The 18,663-nt window shown below is 71.5% G+C and carries 14 protein-coding genes; 4 read left to right on the top strand and 10 right to left on the bottom strand.

The features are described 5' to 3' along the window. Positions 1-29: 29 nt before the first annotated feature. The 5 genes from DC008_RS22175 to DC008_RS22155 form a co-directional block, all read right to left on the bottom strand. The gene (locus tag DC008_RS22175; RefSeq protein WP_108708449.1) at positions 30-2,435 is read right to left on the bottom strand and encodes a galactose oxidase early set domain-containing protein; all 2,406 of its coding nucleotides are present in this window, start codon (positions 2,433-2,435) and stop codon (positions 30-32) included. After that, positions 2,432-3,619, bottom strand: a complete 1,188-nt coding sequence (locus DC008_RS22170; protein ID WP_108708448.1) for a glycosyltransferase — start codon at positions 3,617-3,619, stop codon at positions 2,432-2,434. Before DC008_RS22170 ends, DC008_RS22175 begins: the two co-directional genes overlap by 4 nt. After that, the gene (locus tag DC008_RS22165) at positions 3,616-5,262 is read right to left on the bottom strand and encodes an ArnT family glycosyltransferase (RefSeq protein ID WP_108708447.1); all 1,647 of its coding nucleotides are present in this window, start codon (positions 5,260-5,262) and stop codon (positions 3,616-3,618) included. Before DC008_RS22165 ends, DC008_RS22170 begins: the two co-directional genes overlap by 4 nt. Further along, positions 5,259-6,536, bottom strand: coding sequence for a glycosyltransferase (locus DC008_RS22160; protein WP_108708446.1), 1,278 nt, complete (start codon positions 6,534-6,536; stop codon positions 5,259-5,261). The genes DC008_RS22165 and DC008_RS22160 overlap by 4 nt, the downstream gene beginning before the upstream one ends. Positions 6,537-6,727: 191 nt before the next feature. Continuing rightward, the gene (locus DC008_RS22155; protein ID WP_108708445.1) at positions 6,728-8,761 is read right to left on the bottom strand and encodes a thioredoxin domain-containing protein; all 2,034 of its coding nucleotides are present in this window, start codon (positions 8,759-8,761) and stop codon (positions 6,728-6,730) included. 211 nt (positions 8,762-8,972) lie between these two features. On the opposite strand from DC008_RS22155, the gene DC008_RS22150 reads away from it, so the two are divergent. Continuing rightward, complete coding sequence (locus tag DC008_RS22150) at positions 8,973-12,164, top strand: tetratricopeptide repeat protein (protein WP_108708444.1); 3,192 nt, start codon at positions 8,973-8,975, stop codon at positions 12,162-12,164. 22 nt (positions 12,165-12,186) lie between these two features. On the opposite strand, the gene DC008_RS22145 is transcribed toward DC008_RS22150, so the two are convergent. Further along, positions 12,187-12,441, bottom strand: a complete 255-nt coding sequence (locus DC008_RS22145) for a hypothetical protein (protein WP_055621743.1) — start codon at positions 12,439-12,441, stop codon at positions 12,187-12,189. After that, positions 12,434-13,294, bottom strand: a complete 861-nt coding sequence (mca, locus tag DC008_RS22140; RefSeq protein WP_164492461.1) for a mycothiol conjugate amidase Mca — start codon at positions 13,292-13,294, stop codon at positions 12,434-12,436. Before mca ends, DC008_RS22145 begins: the two co-directional genes overlap by 8 nt. Positions 13,295-13,462: 168 nt before the next feature. Here mca and DC008_RS22135 point away from each other — a divergent pair, with 168 nt between their 5' ends. After that, positions 13,463-13,861 carry a DUF4307 domain-containing protein gene (locus DC008_RS22135; RefSeq protein WP_108708442.1) on the top strand — a complete coding sequence of 133 codons (399 nt, stop codon included), beginning with the start codon at positions 13,463-13,465 and terminating at the stop codon, positions 13,859-13,861. A 210-nt stretch (positions 13,862-14,071) separates the two neighbouring features. Continuing rightward, on the top strand, positions 14,072-14,572 hold the full coding sequence (gene greA / locus DC008_RS22130; RefSeq protein ID WP_108708441.1) for a transcription elongation factor GreA: 501 nt from the start codon (positions 14,072-14,074) through the stop codon (positions 14,570-14,572). Between the two features lie 84 nt (positions 14,573-14,656). On the opposite strand, the gene DC008_RS22125 is transcribed toward greA, so the two are convergent. The 3 genes from DC008_RS22125 to ilvA form a co-directional block, all read right to left on the bottom strand. Continuing rightward, a complete protein-coding gene (locus tag DC008_RS22125) occupies positions 14,657-15,406 on the bottom strand; it encodes an ABC transporter permease (RefSeq protein ID WP_234350842.1) in 750 nt (249 codons plus the stop codon). 47 nt (positions 15,407-15,453) lie between these two features. Then, on the bottom strand, positions 15,454-16,434 hold the full coding sequence (locus tag DC008_RS22120; RefSeq protein WP_108708440.1) for an ATP-binding cassette domain-containing protein: 981 nt from the start codon (positions 16,432-16,434) through the stop codon (positions 15,454-15,456). A gap of 220 nt (positions 16,435-16,654) precedes the next feature. Continuing rightward, on the bottom strand, positions 16,655-17,884 hold the full coding sequence (ilvA, locus tag DC008_RS22115) for a threonine ammonia-lyase (RefSeq protein ID WP_108708439.1): 1,230 nt from the start codon (positions 17,882-17,884) through the stop codon (positions 16,655-16,657). A 162-nt stretch (positions 17,885-18,046) separates the two neighbouring features. Between ilvA and DC008_RS22110 the strand changes: the two genes are divergently transcribed. Further along, on the top strand, positions 18,047-18,553 hold the full coding sequence (locus DC008_RS22110) for a MarR family winged helix-turn-helix transcriptional regulator (protein ID WP_108708438.1): 507 nt from the start codon (positions 18,047-18,049) through the stop codon (positions 18,551-18,553). Positions 18,554-18,663: the final 110 nt, after the last annotated feature.

Genomic DNA, 18,663 nt, shown 5'->3' with positions numbered 1-18,663 from the left:
CTGGCGCTTCGCCCTCACCGAGCCGACTGCTAGCGCCTGCTCTTCACATCACCCTTTCCGCAGGCCACGCCGTCCCGGTTGGGGTCGAGGCGGAGCGGGTCGTCCTTGCCGTTGACCTTCAGCCGGCCGTAGTCGTTGGCCTTCAGCCAGTCGCAGCGGGCCTTCGTCGTCGCCTTCACGGCCGGCGGGAAGTCCGTCGGCACACAGACATTGGCGGAGCCGTAGTGCCGGTCGCAGCCGGAGACGGCCGGGCCGACCTTCTGCGCCGTGCGCTTCTTGCCCGGGCGCGTGACCTTGCCCTCGAGCTCGTCGGCGAAGGCGTGGACGTGCGCCGAGGCGTCCTTGGCGCTCAGCGCCCGCGGGCCGTCCAGGTGCACCCACTTCGCCACCGACGGCACCCCGTTGGCGTCCACCGCGAAGAGCATGTACCAGCCGGGCGGCGCCAGGTCGGGGTTGCTCGTCACGTTCAGGTCGACGTTGTTCCCGTCCACCGACAGCGGCAGGTCGACGAACCGCTGGTTGGGGTCGGAGGAGTGGGTGACGGCGGCCGGACGGATCAGCTCCGCCTTGGCGATGGGCCGGTCGACGGTGATCCGCTGGGTGTCGCCGTAGCTCCACTCGGTGTCGATCACCGAGGTGATCGCCGGGCGTTCGCCCTTGAGCAGATAGGGCGGGGTGTAGATCGACACGTCGTGGTTCCAGGAGCCGTTGCCCGGGTTGTCGCCGGTCGCCATGACCCGGCCGTCGGGCAGCAGGAAAGCCGAGGAGTGGTAGCCGCGCGCCTCCGGGTCGGCCGCCACCGGGTCGAAGGTGCCGGTCGCCGGGTCGTAGAGCGACGACTCGTACACCGGGTCGGCCCGGTTGTGCAGGGCGCCTCCGGTCTCCAGCACCTTGCCGTCGGGCAGCAGCACCGCGGAGACGTACATCTTGCCCTGGTCACCGGTCTGCGGGACCTTGCCCGCGCCCAGGTCGACGGTGCCCTGCGGGAGCGGCGGCCCGGCGACGTACGAAGGGTTCGGCTGCTTCAGGTCGATGACGTCGGTGAGGCGGTTGGCGTCGGGGTTGGAGTCGATGTTGCCGCCGCCGAGGGTGAGGACCTTCTGGTCCTGGGCGGGTGGCAGCAGCACGCTCGCGGACTGGTCGCGCTCGTCCTTGCGCCGCAGGCCGGGGACCTGGGTGACGGTGTTGGCGTCGTAGTCGTAGATCGCCGCGCCGGTGCCCGGGATGTTGTTGCCGAAGACATGGCTGCCGGAGTAGAAGAGCCGGCCGTCCTGCATGAGGATCATCGACGGGTACAGGCCCCAGTACGACCAGGTCTGGTTGACCTTCCAGAGCTCCAGCCACTTCTGCTCGGCGTCCGACCACAGCTCGGCCGTCACCGAGCCGGTGGAGTCCTCCTTGAGGCCGCCGAAGGAGATCACGTCGCCGTTGCCGAGAATCGTCGCCGACGGGTACCAGTGCCCGTCGTTCATGTCGTTGGTCTTGCTGTAGGTCTCGGTGACCGGGTCGAAGACGTACGAGTCCTTGTAGCCCTGGTAGCCGATCGTGCCGTCGGCCGACGGATAGCCCTTGTTGCCGCTCATCACGAGCACCCGGCCGTCCTTCAGCTGGACGTGCCCGGCGCAGAACATGTCCTTGGGCGTCGGGATCTGCTGGTACGTGCCGTTCTCCGGGTCGTAGACCGCGCTGGTGAACGTGCCCGCCTCGAACATCTCCTCGCTGTTGCCGGACCCGGCGATCAGCAGCACCTTGCCGTTGTTGAGGACGACGGAGTGCATGGAGCGGACCGGGTTCTGGGTGGGCAGCACGTCCCAGCGGCCGTCCGCGCACTCCTCGGCGGTACCCGTGCACTCCGGGTCCGGCACGGGCTCGGCGACCTGGTCCATCGTGTAGTCGTCGGTGGTGACCGAGCCGGTGCCGTAGACGGAGACGCCCCACGCGATCCGGTCGGTGCCGGCCGGCACCTCGGGGGTGCGGACCGTCGCCTCGGTCCAGCCCGCCGCCGTCTGAAGCGTCTTCAGGTCCGTCCAGTACTGCCAGCCCGCGGTCGTGTCGTGCCGGAACAGGGTGATCGAGGTGTCCGGGGTCGTCGACTTGTACCAGAGCCCCAGGTCGTACTGCTTGCCCACCGTGACGACCGGCGCGCACTCGGCGGACTCGGTGATGAGCGCCTTGCGGTCGCCCTCGGTCCGGCGGGTCAGCGTCACCTTCATCGCCTTGGAACCGGAGTGCGCGTCGGCCACCGTCTCGAAGGCGAAGTCGTTGTCGCCCCACCCGGACTTCTCCCAGCAGTACGGCATGTCATCGCCGCCCGCGGTCTCGAAGCCCGGGTTCTTCACGAGGTTGGCGGCGGACGCGGGCTGGGGCGTGGTGAGGAGCAGTCCTCCGGTGAGGCCCATGACGGCCAGCAGGGCCGTTCTGGTTCTGGATCTCATGCAGTACTCCTTGCTGTGCGGCTGCGGCTCCTGCGGGGCAGATAGACCAGCGCCTCGGTACCGGCGAAGCGCAGGACGAAGGTGATGACCAGGGCCAGTGCCGTCGCGGGCAGCACCGCGAGCCCGAACTGGCCGACGAGCAGGGCGATCAGCGGGATGCGCAGCACCAGATCGGCGTTGGCGAGCAGCGCGAACCGGATCGTGCGGTCGGCCCAGTGCCGGTGGACGCGCCGCTCCCGGAACAGCAGCTTCTCGATCAGCAGGAAGTTCCAGGCCACGCCGAACTGGTTGGCGATGATCTCGGCGGGCAGATAGTGCAGCCCCGCCTGGGTCATCGCCCACAGCGCGGCCAGGTTCGGCACGAAGCCGGTCAGCCCGATCAGGCCGAACACCACCATGCGGGCCAGCGGGTCGGCCGTGCGCAGCCCGGCCAGGTGCCGCAGGAAGCGGCGCCCCTCCGCCGCCGTGGACTTGGACTCCCCCGCGAACCGCTCCTGGAACACGAACGGCACCTCGGTGACCGCCCGCGGGCGGCTGCGGACCGCCAGCTCCAGCAGGATCTTGTAGCCGAGCGGCTTGAGGGCCTCGGCGGTGATGTCGCTGCGCCGGATCGCGAAGAAGCCGCTCATTGGGTCGCTGATGCCGTGCAGCCGACGCGGGAACAGGGCCTTGGTCAGCCAGGTCGCGCCCCGGGAGACGGCGACCCGGTAGCTGCCGGCGAGCCCGGCCCGGCTGCCGCCCTTGATGTACCGGGAGGCGACGACGAGTCCGGCGTTGGCGCGTTCGCCGGTGGCCACCAGTTCCGGGACCAGGGACGGCGGGTGCTGGCAGTCGCCGTCCATGACCACGATCCAGTCCGAGCCGGCCGCCTTCATGCCCTCGACGACCGCTCCGCCGAGGCCGCCGACGGGCTCGTCGCGGTGGAGGACGGTGACGGGGAACGGGCAGTCCTGGGCGGCCTCCTCGATGACCTGCGGGGTGTCGTCGGTGGAGTCGTCCACGAAGACGACCTCGCAGGGCAGCCGGGCCGGCACGGACTCGGTGATCTGGTGCAGCAACTGCCGAACGTTCGCCGACTCGTTGAACGTCGGGACGACGATGGTGACGGCTCCCGGCTCAGGGACCTCGGTGGTCTCGACGGCCGGATCGTCCAGCCCGCCGGGGACGGTGTACTCGTGGGTCATCGAACGCCTCCGGCGGAAGTCTGGATCTGGCGGATCTCGATACGGTCCTCGCCCTCGCCGAACACGGCGACCGGCTCGGAGTGCTCGATGGCCGCCTTGACGTTGGGCAGGTCGACGGCGTCACGCCGGACCGTCGGGGACGCCACGACGTAGTCGAGGTCCTTCCAGCCGCGCGGCATCGTCTTCGTGACGGCCGGGTCGAGGTCGGCCTTGTAGAACCAGATGACGCCCCGGCCCGGTTCGTACCCGGCGTGCACCAGGTCGAGCCACAGCGCGTCGTCGACCAGGACGCGGGTGTCCGCCGGGTCCTCCACCTCGGTGGCCAGCCACTTCGAGGCCGCTTGGTAGGGGGCGTTGGCGTCGGCGGTGACGGCCGTGCGGTCGCCGTCGTACCAGCGCGGGACGACATAGGCGCCGGCCGCGATCGTCAGCACCGCCGCCAGGGCGTACCGGCCGCCGGTGAGGGGGCGGGGCTCGCTCTCCGAGCGCCGGCGCCGCAGCACGGCGTGCGCCACGGACGCCGTACCGCCGGCCAGGACCAGGGCGAGGAACGGCAGCGCCTGGATGACGTACATCGCCGGCAGATAGCCGTTCGGGCGCAGGGCGACCAGGGCGAGGATCACCACGGCGGCCGAAGGCCCGGCCAGCGCGCGGGCGGTGACCGACCAGCGCCAGGTCACCAGGAGCAGCAGGGCGCCGGCGAGACCGCCCACGATGAGGACCCGGTCGTAGTAGAGCCACGACTGCAGCACGCCCCAGGAGCCCGAGCCCTCGTCGAGGATGAAGCCCGAACCGGGCCGGGTCATCTGGTAGGTGATGCCGTCCCACAGCGAGACATGCCCGCTGCCCGGCAGCAACTCGCCCTTCAGCAGGGCGAACAGCGGGTAGGACAGACCGATCAGGGCGCACGCGGTGATCGCGCCGGTGAGGGCGAACTTCCGGGTGTCGCGGTGGCTGTGCCGCCACATGGTGATCAGCACCGCCGGGAGCACGAAGAGCATCGTCTCCTTGGTGAGCACGGCGGTGGCGGCCGCGATGCCCGCCCCGAAGTGGTGCCACAGATGCCGGCTCGGCGAGGCCGCCAGCGCGAACGCCAGCAGCGTCCACATCACCGCGAGGTTGTCGAGGAAGATCTCCCGCTGGAGCACCACCGACAGCGGCGACAGGCCGAACAGCACCATGCCGAGTCCGGCCGCCCAGCGCGGCAGCGACAGCCGCCGCCCGAGGACGTAGACCAGCACCGCGCTGACCGCGCTGACGACGAGCATCGCCGCCCGCATCGTGCCGACGGTCATCGACTCGGGGCTCAGCGCGGCCGGGATCCAGGTCAGCAGGGCTATCTGGATCCAGCCGAGCGGCGGATGGTCGTACCAGTACGTGTAGTGGGCGAGGCCGCGACCCTCCTGGACCGCCCAGGCCTGGGCGAGATAGGTGCCCTCGTCGTCGCTGAGAGTCGGGTAGTCGGCGATGTTCCAGCCCTGGACGACGAGGATCGCCACCAGGAGGACACCGCACAGGAGCAGGTCGGACCGGGAGGAACGCAGCCGGGACGGCCCTGTTCGGCCGGTCGGACGGGTCGTGGGCGCAGGCCGGCGCTGCGCGGGGACCTTCGGAGTGGTCGCCGCGGGAAGGGTGGAGGTCACGCGTGGACGTCCTCTCGGAGGTCACGGGTCGCGTCGGCGGCGTCGAGATGCGCGCCGACGTGGCTGGTCAGCTCCCAGTCGTTGCGGCCGCGCTGCTCGCGCCAGACGGCGCGGACGGCGGCCCCGGCGAGGAGCACCTGGTAGAAGGGGCCGCCCACGACGAGCTTCACGTAGTGGACGAAGCGCACGCGCAGCCCGTACTGGCGGCCGAAGTCGTGCAGTCCGACGATCTCGAACACGAAGGTGACGAGCGCGGTGACGGCCGGCAGGAAGGTGATGAACGCGATGCTCACGGGCACGTCGAGGAACACCGCGATCGCGATGTTCAGCGGGATGACGAGCCCGGTGAACGCCTGCATGAACGGCGTCATCAGCGTGTAGCGCGCGAGCAGCCGTTGCCCGAACGTGGGCAGTTGCTTCCAGTCCTTCTTCCGGTAGACCTGGAGGAAGCCCTGGTTCCAGCGGGTGCGCTGCTTCAGCAGCGACATCAGGCTGCCGGGTGTCTCCTCGCGGGTGACCATGTCGGAGTCGTAGGCGACGACGACCTTCTTGCCGATGCTGGAGAGCCGGACCCCCAGGTCGCAGTCCTCGGCGAGGCAGTCCGGGTCCCAGCCGCCGGCCTCGCGCAACACGTCGGTGCGGACGAAGACCGTGTTGCCGCCGAGCGGGATGAACCCTTTCTGCGCGTGCAGGTGCAGCCGCGAGCGGAACCAGAAGAAGTACTCCAGGCAGTTGCGCAGGCTGTACCAGCTGGAGTGGAAGTTGATCAGCTGGACGCCGCCCTGGACGACGTCCGCCCCGGTGGTGCGGAACGCGTGGTCCACGTGGGCCAGCAGCTCCGGGTGCACCTGGTCCTCGGCGTCGAAGACCCCGACGACATCACCGCGGCAGTGCGGCAGCGCGGTGTTCATCGCCTTCGGCTTGTTCTTCTTCTCGTGCGTGTCGACGACGACACGGACCCGTGGATCACGCGCGGCGGCCCGCTCGGCCACCTCGGTGGTCTCCGGGTCGTCGTGCCCGACGATCACGATGATCTCGAAGTCGGTGTGGGTCGACTCCAGCAGCCGCTGGATGGTGTGGTCCAGCACGGCCTGTTCATGCCGTGCCGGCAGCAGCAGGGAGAACGACACATGGTCGTCCCCGTCCGGTCTGCTGAACCGGGTGGAGGCGAGCACTTCGGGCGTACGCCACGCGTGCATCTGCCACCACAGGGTGAAAGCCGCCATCCAGAACAAGGCCAGCGAGACGACGGCTATGAAGACAGACGTCAGCAACAGATCCCCCCAGATCCCCAATGCCCCCTGTCGCGACGGCGTTTCACACCGGTCGCGGCACTGTGCAGAGATTAGGAGGGATGTGTGAAGTTCGCAGGTGCTTTCGATGAAGAGCGCGTTTCCTCACAACCGGAGGCGAGAGTGAACAATTCGAGCGCCACCCGCGTAACTGCCGCGATACGACCCCTGTTTCAGCTGCTCAGCGCCTCCCGCAGCCGCTCCGGGTCGGTCGTCGGGGCGTCACAGGTGAAGTTACGGCAGACATAGGCGGCCGGCGCCCCCTGCTGCAACGGGCGGTCGGCGAGCAGCGGGAACTCGCCACTCTCCGCAGCACCGACGGCGACGACCGCGCCCGGCGCCGTGCCCAGAAGTGCCGTGCGATGCAGGGTCTTTGTCGCCTCGTCGGACAGCGACGGACCGACGACGGCGACCTCGCGCGGCCCGTCGAGCAGCGCCTCCGCCACCGCGAGCCCCCACCCGATGAACCGCGGCACGCGCGGGCCGAGCGCCTTCACCACGCCCAACGCCCGCTCGGCGGCCCGGCGATGGGGCTCGGACCCGGTGTGCGCCGCGTACCCGAGCAACGCCCCGGCCGCCGCGCTCCACCCGGACGGCACCGCGTTGTCCGTCGGGTCCTGGGGCCGCCGGATCAGCCGCTCCGCGTCCGCCGCCGTGTCGAACAGCGCGCCCGACTCCTCGTCCACGAACCGGGCCAGCACGTGGTCCAGCAGGAACCCGGCGAAGTCCAGCCAGACCCCTTCCCCGGTGACGGAGGCCAGCGCCAGGAAGCCCTCGGCGACATCGCCGTAGTCCTCCAGCACACCCGCGTTGGCCCCCGCCTTGCCGTCCTTGCTGGTCCGGGTCAGCCGCGCCTGGTCGTCGAAGTGCACGCGCACCAGCAGATCGGCGGCGCCGACCGCGGCCTCCACCAGGTCCGGGCGTTCGAAGTAGGCGCCGGTCTCGGCCAGCGCGGCGATCGCGAGGCCGTTCCACGCGGCGACGACCTTGTCGTCCCGGCCCGGCGCGGGCCGCGCCGCCCTCCGCTCCAGCAACCGGGCACGCACCGAAGCGACCCTCTCGGCGTCGAACACCTCGTCGCGCTGCGGGAGTTGCAGCACCGAGGCGCCCTCCTCGAAGGTGCCCTCCTGGGTCACCCCGAAGTACCGGGCGGCGAGTTCGGCGTCGTCGTCCCCGAGCGCCTCGCGCAACTGCTCGGGCGTCCACACGTAGTACGCGCCCTCGACGTGCCGGCCGGTCCCGTCGTCGCTGTCGGCGTCGAGCGCGGAGGCGAACCCGCCCTGCTCCGTGCGCAGTTCGCGCACCATGAAGTCGGCGGTCTCCAGCGCCACCCGCCGCGCGAGGTCCGACCCGGTGGCCCGCCACAGGTGCGCGTAGACCCGGCACAGCAGGGCGTTGTCATAGAGCATCTTCTCGAAGTGCGGTACCACCCAGTCCCGGTCCACGGAGTAGCGCGCGAATCCGCCGCCGAGCTGGTCGTAGATACCGCCCCGGGCCATCCGCTCACAGGTGTCCTGCGCCATCTGCAGCGCGCCCTCGGCACCGGTGCGCGCGTGGTGGCGCAGCAGGAACTCGATCACCATGGACGCCGGGAACTTGGGCGCGCCGCCGAATCCGCCGCGCTGGGGGTCGTACTCCCGGGTGAGGCCGAGCAGGGCCTGCGCCAGTTCCTGTTCGCCGGGGGCCTCGGTGCCGCCGTAGGAGATCTCCCGTCCGGCCAGATCTCGGACGATCTTCCCGGCGACCTCGGCGACCTCGTCGCGCCGGTCGGTCCACGCGCTGCGGACGCCTTCCAGCACCTGCCGGAAGGACGGCATGCCGTGCCTCGGCGCGGGCGGGAAGTACGTGCCGAAGTAGAACGGCTCGGCCTCGGGGGTGAGGAACACCGTCATGGGCCAGCCGCCCTGGCCGGTGGCCGCCTGCACGGCCTCCATGTAGACGGCGTCGACGTCGGGGCGCTCCTCGCGGTCCACCTTGACGTTGACGAAGTGGGTGTTGAGGAAGTCGGCCGTCGCCTCGTCCTCGAAGGACTCGTGCGCCATGACGTGGCACCAGTGGCAGCTGCTGTATCCGACGCTGAGCAGGACCGGGCGGTCGCTTCTGCGGGCCTCCTCGAAGGCCTCTTCCGACCAGGGCCACCAGTCCACCGGGTTGTCGGCGTGCTGGAGCAGGTAGGGGGACGTCTCGTGGGCCAGTCGGTTCGGCATGTCCCCATCCTGCCCCACCTCCCCCGGCCGGTCCCGGGACGGCCCGCGCGTCCGCCTGTCGCCGCGCGACTCGGGCATCCGTCCGGCCGTCATACGGGCGCTCGGGCGATCGCAGGTCATTGCGGGTGCGGTGATCGCCGCCCTCTCGCGCTAGCGCCGGTGGCGAAGGACACTCGTAGGCGCTGGAGTTGCCGCCGGAGGGGGACATGCCATGCGGGACAGTCACCGGGCAGAGGCGGAACGGCTGCTGGGCCGGGCCGTGGAGGAGGAGGTCCGGCGTTCGGGCGGGCGGGTGGACGGGCGGGTGCTGTCGGCGCGGGCCCGCGCTTCGCTGGACGCCCTGGCGCAGACGGCGGCCGAGGAGTACGAGGCGTACACCCGGGCGCTGGACGAGTCGGAGGCCGGGCGGCTCACGTTCGGCCGGCGGTTCGCGCAGGAGGGCGGGGCCACGCCGCTGATGGTGGCCGCGGTCGCGGCGCTCGCGGCGACCGTGTCGGATCTGGCGCTCGGCACCGGGGCGGGCACCGCGCTCGGCGTGGGCGCGACGGTGGGCGTGATCGGCGCGGCGGCCGCGGTGGCGAAGGTGGCGGGCGCCCATCTGCCCGCGGCGCATCACCGGGCCGGGGCGGCGGGGCAGCCGGGCGGGCCCGAGCAGTTGCGTCTGCAGTGGCTGACGGCCCTGGAGGTGCGGGGCATCCGTCCGTTCCTGGACCAGCAGCGGGTGCTGGGCGCGGCGGGCGGGCCTGCGCCCCGGCTGAAGGGGGCGGACAAGAGCGCGGCGGCGCGCGGCCGCGGGGTGCTGGCGCAGTCGTTCGGGCAGCTGCCGGACCCGGCGGAGCCGTTCGCGGGCCGGCGGCGGGAACTGGCCGGGATCCGGCAGTGGGTGCAGGCGGGGCGGGCGAGCACGGAGACCCGGCCGACGGTGGTCGTGCTGCACGGGCCGCCGGGCAGCGGCCGTACCGCGCTGGCGGTGCGGGCGGCCCATGAGCTGAAGGACCAGTTCCGGGGGGCGTGCGTGGTGGATCTGCGCGGGGACAGCCCGGAGGAGCCGCCGCTGACCACCCGGGAGGCGCTGCTGCATCTGCTCAACCGGCTGGGCGCCCCGCGCGAGCAGTTGTTGTTCCGGGAGCGCGCGTCGGCCGGGCAGCAGGTCAAACGGCTGGGCGAGCTGTACCACCAGCATCTGGCCGGGGTGCCGGTCACGGTGATCCTGGACGACGCCCGGGACGCGGAGCAGGTCGCCGCGCTGGTGCCGGAGCGGTCCGACAGCCTGGTCCTGGTGACGGCCCGGGAGCCGCTGGAGCTGCCGGCGGGCCTTGCGGCGCGGGTGCACCGGCTGCCGGTGGAGCCGCTGGACGCGGCCGGTTCCGAGGAGCTGCTGGCGGCGGCCGCGCGGGACGCCTCGGGGCCGTACGACGCGCAGGCCGCGGACCGGATCCGTGAGCTGTGCGGCGGGCTTCCGCTGGCGCTGCGGATCGCGGGTTCGTCGCTGGGTCCGAGATCGCCGCGGGCGCTGGCGGGCGACCTGGGGGCGTACGGGCCGGTGGGGCCGGGTGAGCGGGTGCTGTGGCTGCGGTACACCGACCAGGGCGAGGCGGGCCGGCGGCTGCTGCGCCGGCTGGCGCTGGCGGGCCGCGCGTCGCTGGGGGCGGCCGCCGCGGCGGCGCTGCTGGCCACGGACCGGGCGGAGGCGGGCCGACTGCTGGCGGGGCTGGCGGACGCCGGTCTGATCGACCATGTGCGCGGCGACCGCTACCGGCTGCACGACGTGGTGCGGGCCTTCGCCCACGCCCGGCTCCTCGACGAGGAGGACCCGGCGGAGCGTACGGCGGCGCAGGAGCGGCTGATCACGAGCTACGCCGATCTGGCGGACTCGGTGCTGCGGCTGGTGGACGGCAACGTGTCGACCCGCTCGGACCGGTTCAGCCCGCACGGCTTCGCCTCGCCGGACGAGGCGCTGCGGTGGCTGGACGAGGAGTCGAGCTTCATCACGGCGGCGCTGCGGCACGCGGAGGGCGTCGACCAGGGACCGGTGCTGAATCTGCTGGGTGCGCTGTGCGACTACTGCCTGCTGCGCGGCGACCTGTACCGCCTCGGTGAGATCAGCGAGCTGGCGCAGGCCGTGGACCAGGGGCTGCTGGTGCGCTCGGTGCAGTGGCGCACGGGCATCGCGGCCCGGCAGCTCGGCGAGCTGGACAAGGCGCGGGCGACCCTGGCGTCGGTGGTGGACCTCTACCGGGAGGCCCATCACGACGCGGGCGCGGCGCGCGCCCTGTGCTCGCTGGGGATCACGCTGCACCACCAGGGCAATCTCACGGAGGCGGCGGCGCGGCTGCGGGAGGCGCTGGACCTGCAGGCGGCGCCCGCGCTGGCGACGGACCGGGCGTGGACGATGCACGCGCTGGCGGCCGTGGAGCGGGACCGGGGCCGGGTCGCGGAGTCCCGGGCGCTGCTGACTCGGTCGCTGGCGCTGCACCGGGCCGGGGAGTCCCTGCACGGTGAGGCGTGGGCGCACTTCCAGCTGGGCCAGCTGGAGCTGCGGAGCGGGGACGTGCCGCGGGCCGAGGCGGATCTGCGGGCGGCTCTCGAGCTGTACGGGCGGACGCGGGACGCGCGCGGCGAGGCGTGGGCGCTGACGCAGCTGGCGCGGGCGCGGCTGGTGGCCGGTGACCCGGCGCCCGCGGTGGAGGGGCTGCGGCAGGCGGCGGCCCGGCACCGGGACAACGAGGACGCGCGCGGCGAGGCGTGGTCCGTGTACTACCTGGGGCAGGCCCTGGAGGAGACCGGCGACCTGGACCGGGCGGTGCGGGAGCTGGAGCGGTCGCGCACGATGTTCTCCCGGATGCGGGACGTGTACGGCCTGGCGTGCGCCCGGCACCACTCGGCGCGGGTGACCCGCGACCAGCGGGCGGTGCAGACGGGCTCGCTGCGCAACTCCGGCTTCGCCCGGCAGCTCCTGGTCGACGCGCGCGCCGACTTCCAGCGCATCGGTGTCGCGCACGGGGAGGCGTGGACGTGTCTGGAGCTGGCCGTGGTGGACGGCGGGAACGCCCGGACCGGGCAGGCGCTGGACCTGTGCGACGAGGCGGTGACGCTGTTCGCGTCCTACGGGGATCTGCGCGGGGAGGACTGGGCGCGCTTCCTGCGCTGCACGCTGCTGCCGTACGCGGCCCCGGGCGGCGTGGAGGTGGGTACGGCGGTGGCGCTGGAGGAGCTGGCGCAGCTCGCTCGGGCGGGGCATCCGCTGCGGGACGGCAGGCTGGCGGAGTGCCTGGAGGCGTACCGGCTGCTGCTGGAGCGGGGTGTGGAGCTGGAGGCGGGATGGCAGGCATGGCGGCTCGGCATGGTGCCGAACCGCCCCGCGCGGGAGGTCATGGGCGTCGCTCCGGCGGCCCCGCGCTGACGGGGCCGCCGGGGTGGTCGCGTCAGCCCTGCTTGCGCCCGTCCGCGCCCGTCGTCGCCCCGTCGGCGGCGTCGGCCTCCGGGTCGGGGGCCTCCGTGAACTCGACCCGGCCCATGTGCCGGTTCATCGACTTCATCAGGGCCCACACCGCCAGGGCCATCACCGCGAAGACGATGAAACCGAGGACGCCGGGAGTGACCTTGTCCTCGTCCACCTCCTTGGCGAGGGTGGCGAGGTGGGTCATTGCCAGGCTTGCGCTTGCGCTCATGTCAGGCATTGTCCCGGATGCCTGCGAAGAGGTCGTCCTCGGGGAGGGAGGTGGCGACGAGCGACTTCGCCAGCTCGTACTCCTCGGTCGGCCAGACCTCCTTCTGGAGCTCCAGCGGCACGCGGAACCAGCCGCCGTCGGGGTCGATCTGGGTGGCGTGGGCGATCAGCGCCTTGTCGCGGATCTCATAGAACTCCGCGCACGGGACGTGCGTGGTGAGGGTCCGCTCGGTGCGCTCGAACTCGTCCCAGCGCTTGAGCCAGTCCCCGTACGGCGACTCCAGGCCGCGGTCGAGCATGGCCTGGTGCAGGGTCTCGGTGCGGGGGCGGTTGAAGCCCTGGTTGTAGTAGAGCTTCAGCGGCTGGTACGCGGGGCCGAACTCGGCCTCCGGGTACTTCTCGGTGTCGGCCGCGCCCTCGAAGGCCACCATCGAGATCTTGTGGGTCATGATGTGGTCGGGGTGCGGGTAGCCGCCGTTCTCGTCGTAGGTCGTGATCACCTGCGGGCGGAACGAGCGGATCTGCTTCACCAGCTCGCCGGCCGCCTTGTCGACGTCCTCCAGGGCGAAGCAGCCCTCGGGGAGCGGGGGCAGCGGGTCGCCCTCGGGCAGGCCGGAGTCGACGAAGCCGAGCCACTCCTGCTTGACGCCGAGGATCTGGCGGGCCTCGTCCATCTCCTTCTTGCGCACCTCGTGGATGTGCTCCTCGATGTACGGGTCGCCCTGGAGCTTCGGGTTGAGGATGGAGCCGCGCTCCCCGCCCGTGCAGGTCACGACCAGCACGTCCACCCCCTCGGACACGTACTTCGCCATGGTGGCCGCGCCCTTGCTCGACTCGTCGTCGGGGTGGGCGTGGACGGCCATCAGTCGCAGCTGGTCAGTCAAGACTCAATCCTCGTAGTCGGCGCCCCGGCGTGCCCCGGTGCGATCGGCGGCTTCTATAGTGACCGAATCGGGGGGCGGATAATTCCGGGGTACGGCCCGGAGGCCCTGTTTCGGGACATCCGTTCCGCTCCGGCCGGGAGGACGATCATGAGTACGGTGAGCACGCGACCGCCCGAGGGCCGTTACGGCCGTTCCTCGGACGCGCGCGCCGACCGCACCCTCAGGGTCGTCGGCGGGGTGCTCGGGGTGCTGCTGCTGGCCCTGGTGGGGTACTTCGGCTACCACTACGTCGGCCAGAACAAGATCAGCGCCGAGGTGATCGAGTTCGACGCCGCCGAGAACGCGGTGCACGTGCATCTGGAGGTCCGCAAGGACGCCGGCGCCACCGGCTACTGCACGGTGCGCTCGCAGTCCGAGAGCGGCGCCGAGGTGGGCCGGGCGGACTTCCGGTTCGACGGTGACGAGACCCGGATCGACAAGGTCGTCACGCTCCGTACGACGGCCCGGGGGACGACGGCCGAGCTGCTCGGCTGCCACGCCGGCTGACCGCCCCGGTACAGCGGCGCGAAAGCGCTCGACACCGACCGCATTCACCCGGAATAGGTCAGGTCTGACCTGCGGTGATGTAAATCCTGTGGCTTATGTCCTCCCCCTGCGGGCATCCAATTGTTAGGCTCGTGGTTTCGCCCATCCGTGAAGGAACATTCTTCTGGGTAGGGCGATGCTTTGTATTCCCAGTACCGACGAGGAGCACCTGTGACCCAGACCAGCGAGAACGTCACCTGGCTGACCCAGGAGGCGTACAACCAGCTCAGGGCCGAGCTGGAGTACCTGTCTGGTCCTGCGCGCACGGAGATCGCAGCCAAGATCGCGGCCGCGCGCGAGGAGGGGGACCTGCGCGAGAACGGCGGGTACCACGCGGCCAAGGAGGAGCAGGGCAAGCAGGAGCTCCGCGTGCGCCAGCTGACCCAGCTCCTGGAGAACGCGAAGGTCGGTGAGGCCCCGGCGTCGGCGGACGGCGCGGTGGCGCCCGGGATGGTCGTGACGATCGCCTTCGACGGCGACGAGGACGACACGATGACCTTCCTGCTGGCCTCCCGCGAGTACGCGAGCTCGGACATCGAGACGTACTCCCCGCAGTCCCCGCTGGGCTCCGGCGTGATCGGCCACAAGGTCGGCGAGGACGCGGAGTACGAGCTGCCCAACGGCAAGAAGGCGTCCGTACGGATCCTCAAGGCCGAGCCCTACAGCGGCTGACCCGGCCCCTTCACCTTCACAAGAGCCCCCGGCGCCGATCGGCACCGGGGGCTCCGCCGTGTCCGGGGCGCTGCCCGGAGCCGGTCACGCCGTCGCGGAGCGGTACTTGCGCACGGCCAGGGTGCGGAAGAACGCGATGATCAGCACGGACCAGATCAGTGAGGCCCACACCGGGTGCTGCATGGGCCAGGCGTCGGGTGCCTTGAAGCCCGGCGGCAGGTTGCCGAACAGCTCCCGGCAGGCCTGCACGGTGGCACTGAACGGGTTCCACTCGGCGATGTGCCGCAGGAAGGTCGGCATCTGGTTGGCGTCCACGAAGGCGTTCGAGATGAACGTCAGCGGGAACAGCCAGATCAGACCGCCCGAGGTCGCCGCCTCCGGGGTGCGCACGCTCAGACCGATCAGCGCGCCGATCCACGAGAACGCGTACCCGAGGAGCAGGAGCAGACCGAAGCCGGCGAGCACCTTGCCCGCGTTCTCATGGGTGCGCCAGCCGACGATCACGGCGACGACCGCGAGGACGACGAGGGTGAGCGCGGTCTGCACCAGGTCGGCGAGGGTGCGGCCGGTCAGGACCGCGCCGCGCGCCATCGGCAGGGAGCGGAAGCGGTCGATCAGGCCCTTGTGCATGTCGTCCGCGATACCGGCGCCCGCACCGGCGGTCGCGAAGGTGACCGTCTGGGCGAAGATGCCGGCCATCAGGAACTCGCGGTAGGCCTGGGTGGAGGTGGAGGAGCCGACCTGGATCGAGCCGCCGAACACATAGGTGAACAGCACCACGAACATGATCGGCTGGATCAGCCCGAAGATCAGCATCTCGGGGATCCGGGCCATCCGGATCAGGTTTCTGCGGGCGATGACCGCGGAATCGTTGATGGCGCTCACTTCGCCGTCTCCTCCTTGACGCTCTCGTCGGTCTCGGCCTCGGCGGCGTGGCCCGTCAGGGACAGGAAGACGTCGTCGAGGGTGGGGCGGCGCAGGCCGATGTCGTCGATCTCGATGCCGCGGGCGTCGAGCTCGCGGATGACCTCGGCGAGGAGCTTGGCGCCGCCGGTCACCGGCACGGTGAGCTTGCGCATGTGGTCCTCGACGGTGGTCTCGCCCTTGCCGAAGCCGCGCAGCACCTCGGACGCGGGCTGTATGGCCTCGCGCTCGTGCACGACGACCTCGACGCGCTCACCGCCGGTGCGGGCCTTGAGCTCGTCGGAGGTGCCCTTGGCGATCACCCGGCCGTGGTCGACGCCGGCGATCTCGTGCGCGAGGTGGTCGGCCTCCTCCAGGTACTGCGTGGTCAGCAGCAGCGTCGTACCGCCGGAGACCAGGCGCTTGATGACCTCCCAGAGCAACTGGCGGTTGCGCGGGTCGAGGCCGGTGGTCGGCTCGTCCATGAACATCACGGGCGGGGAGACCACCAGGGCGGCCGCGAGGTCGAGCCGGCGGCGCATACCGCCCGAGTACGTCTTGGCGGTGCGGTCTGCGGCGTCGGCGAGGTCGAACTGCTCCAGCAGCTCGTTCGCGCGGACCTTCGCCGCCTGCGCCTTCATCTGGTACAGCTGCCCGACCATCTGGAGGTTCTCCCGGCCGGTCAGGTACTCGTCGACCGCCGCGAACTGGCCGGACAGGCCGATGGAGCGGCGTACGGCGTCGGGCTGCCGCAGGACGTCGAGGCCCGCGACGACCGCCTTGCCGCTGTCGGGGCGCAGCAGGGTCGTCAGACAGCGGACCGTCGTCGTCTTGCCCGCGCCGTTCGGCCCGAGCAGACCGAGGACCGTGCCCTCGGGGACGTCGAGGTCGACGCCGTCCAGAGCCCTTACGTCACCGAAGGTTTTCACCAGGCCTTCGGCATGGATCGCGCCTGGCATATGGATCTCCACGTCGTCGGGGAAGCTTCGCAGAAGCCTAGGTTTGCACTTTTCATGCCGCACGATGGCGGAATTACGGGACACACCATAACGCGATGTATCGCGTCTCTCAATGGAGTTTCCCGAACGAGTGACCTGGGAGGACCGGAGGGCGTTCGACCGGTGCCGGACCGCCGGCGGCCGGCGATCGATGGCCGGTGGCAGACGGCCGACGACCGGGTCAGCCGATGACGGTGTAGCCCGCCGCCCGCAGCGCCTCGCCGACCTCGGCGCAGTGCTCGCGCCCCTTGGTCTCCAGGTGCAGTTCGACCTCCGCCTCCGTGAGCCCGAGCCGTGGATCGGTCCGGGCATGGCCCACGTCGAGGACGTTAGCGTCCACCACTGACAACGCCCCGAGCAGCGAGGCGAGCGCCCCCGGCCGGTCGGTGAGCCGCAGCCGTACGGCCAGGTAGCGGCCCTGCGCGGCCATGCCGTGCCGCAGGACCCGCTGGAGCAGCACCGGGTCGACGTTGCCGCCGGACAGCACGGCGACGACGGGACCCTCGAAGGAGCCCGGGTCGCTCAGCAGCGCCGCGACCGGGCTCGCCCCGGCCGGCTCCACGACCAGCTTGGCCCGCTCCAGGCACAGCAGCAGTGCCGCGGCCAGCTCGTCCTCGGTGACCGTGCGGACCTCGTCCACCAGATCGCCGATGATCCGGAACGGCACGTCGCCGGGCCGGCCCACCTTGATGCCGTCCGCCATCGTCGCCGGATGCTCGACCGCGACGGGACGCCCGGCCGCCAGCGAGGGCGGGTAGGCCGCCGCGCCCTCCGCCTGCACGCCCACGATCCGTACGTCCGGGCGGAGCGTCTTCACCGCCATCGCGATCCCGGCCGCGAGCCCTCCCCCGCCGATGCCGACGACGACGGTGCGCACCTCCGGGCACTGCTCCAGGATCTCCAGGCCGACCGTGCCCTGCCCGGCGATGATGTCGGGGTGGTCGAAGGGGTGGATGAACACCGCGCCGGTCTCGGCCGCGTACTCCTGCGCGGCGGCCAGCGTCTCGTCGACCACCTGGCCGTGCAGGCGCACCTCGGCGCCGTAGTCACGGGTGGCGCTGATCTTGGGCAGCGGGGCGCCCTTCGGCATGAACACCGTGGAGCGCACGCCGAGCAGCGAGGACGCGAGGGCGACGCCCTGCGCGTGGTTGCCGGCGCTCGCGGCCACGACCCCGGCGGCCCGCTCCTCGGGGAGCAGCCCGGCGATCCGGACGTAGGCGCCGCGCAGCTTGAACGATCCGGTCCGCTGGAGGTTCTCGCACTTGAGGTGCACCGGGGCGCCGACCAGCTGCGACAGATGCCTGCTGCCCTCCATCGCGGTCACCCGGGCCACACCGCTCAGCATCTTCTGGGCGCCGCGCACGTCGTCGAGGGTGACCGGGGGCAGCGCGTAGGGCGTGCGGTGGTTCATGTCCTCAGTCTCCCAGTTCACAGGCGCTACTTTGCGGTGTGACCAAGCGGCGAGACGGGATTGCGCAGCGTCGGTACACCCCGCGTCCCAGCCGCGTACCCTGTCCCCCAACCCAGCACCCCTTCATGAAGTGAGCCTCCGGCCATGCCCACAACACCTGACATGTCGATGGACATGACGACCGTCGCTGACAGCGGTCTCCTCGACACGCTGCAGCACGAGGTGGCGGTGTTCGCCCGCCGTGCCGAACAGACCCGCCTCGGTGGTGTCGGCCAGGTGCGCAACTCCATGGACCGCGCCGCGTACCTGCTGCTCAACCGCCTGGACAAAGAGGGCCCCATGGGCGTCAAGGCGCTCGCGGCGAGCATGGGGATCGACTCCTCGACGGTCACCCGGCAGGTCGCCCCGCTGGTCGACACGGGTCTCGTCAAGCGCACCTCGCACCCGGAGGACGGGCGCGCGGTCGTGCTGCAGCTGTCCCCGCGCGGGCAGTCCCGGCTGGAGGAAGTGCGCTCCTCGCGCCGTCAGTTGATGGCCGAGCTGACGCACGACTGGGCGCCGGAGGAACGCGAGGCGTTCTGCTCGCTGCTCACCCGCTTCAACGTCGCGCTGTCGGCGCGGATGGCCCAGACCGGCACTACCGGCCCCGAGGCGCCGGCCGCGTCCTGACGGGGAGCCCCGACGGGGCCCTCACGCGCGGGTGCCGCCGGGAGGACAGGTCCCGGCTCTTGACCACCGGGCCGCCGCTGGCTTCCCATGAGACCGGGCCCTGATGACGC

Source organism: Streptomyces nigra (assembly GCF_003074055.1).
GTDB lineage: Bacteria > Actinomycetota > Actinomycetes > Streptomycetales > Streptomycetaceae > Streptomyces > Streptomyces nigra.
This window is presented reverse-complemented; position numbering and strand designations above follow the sequence as displayed.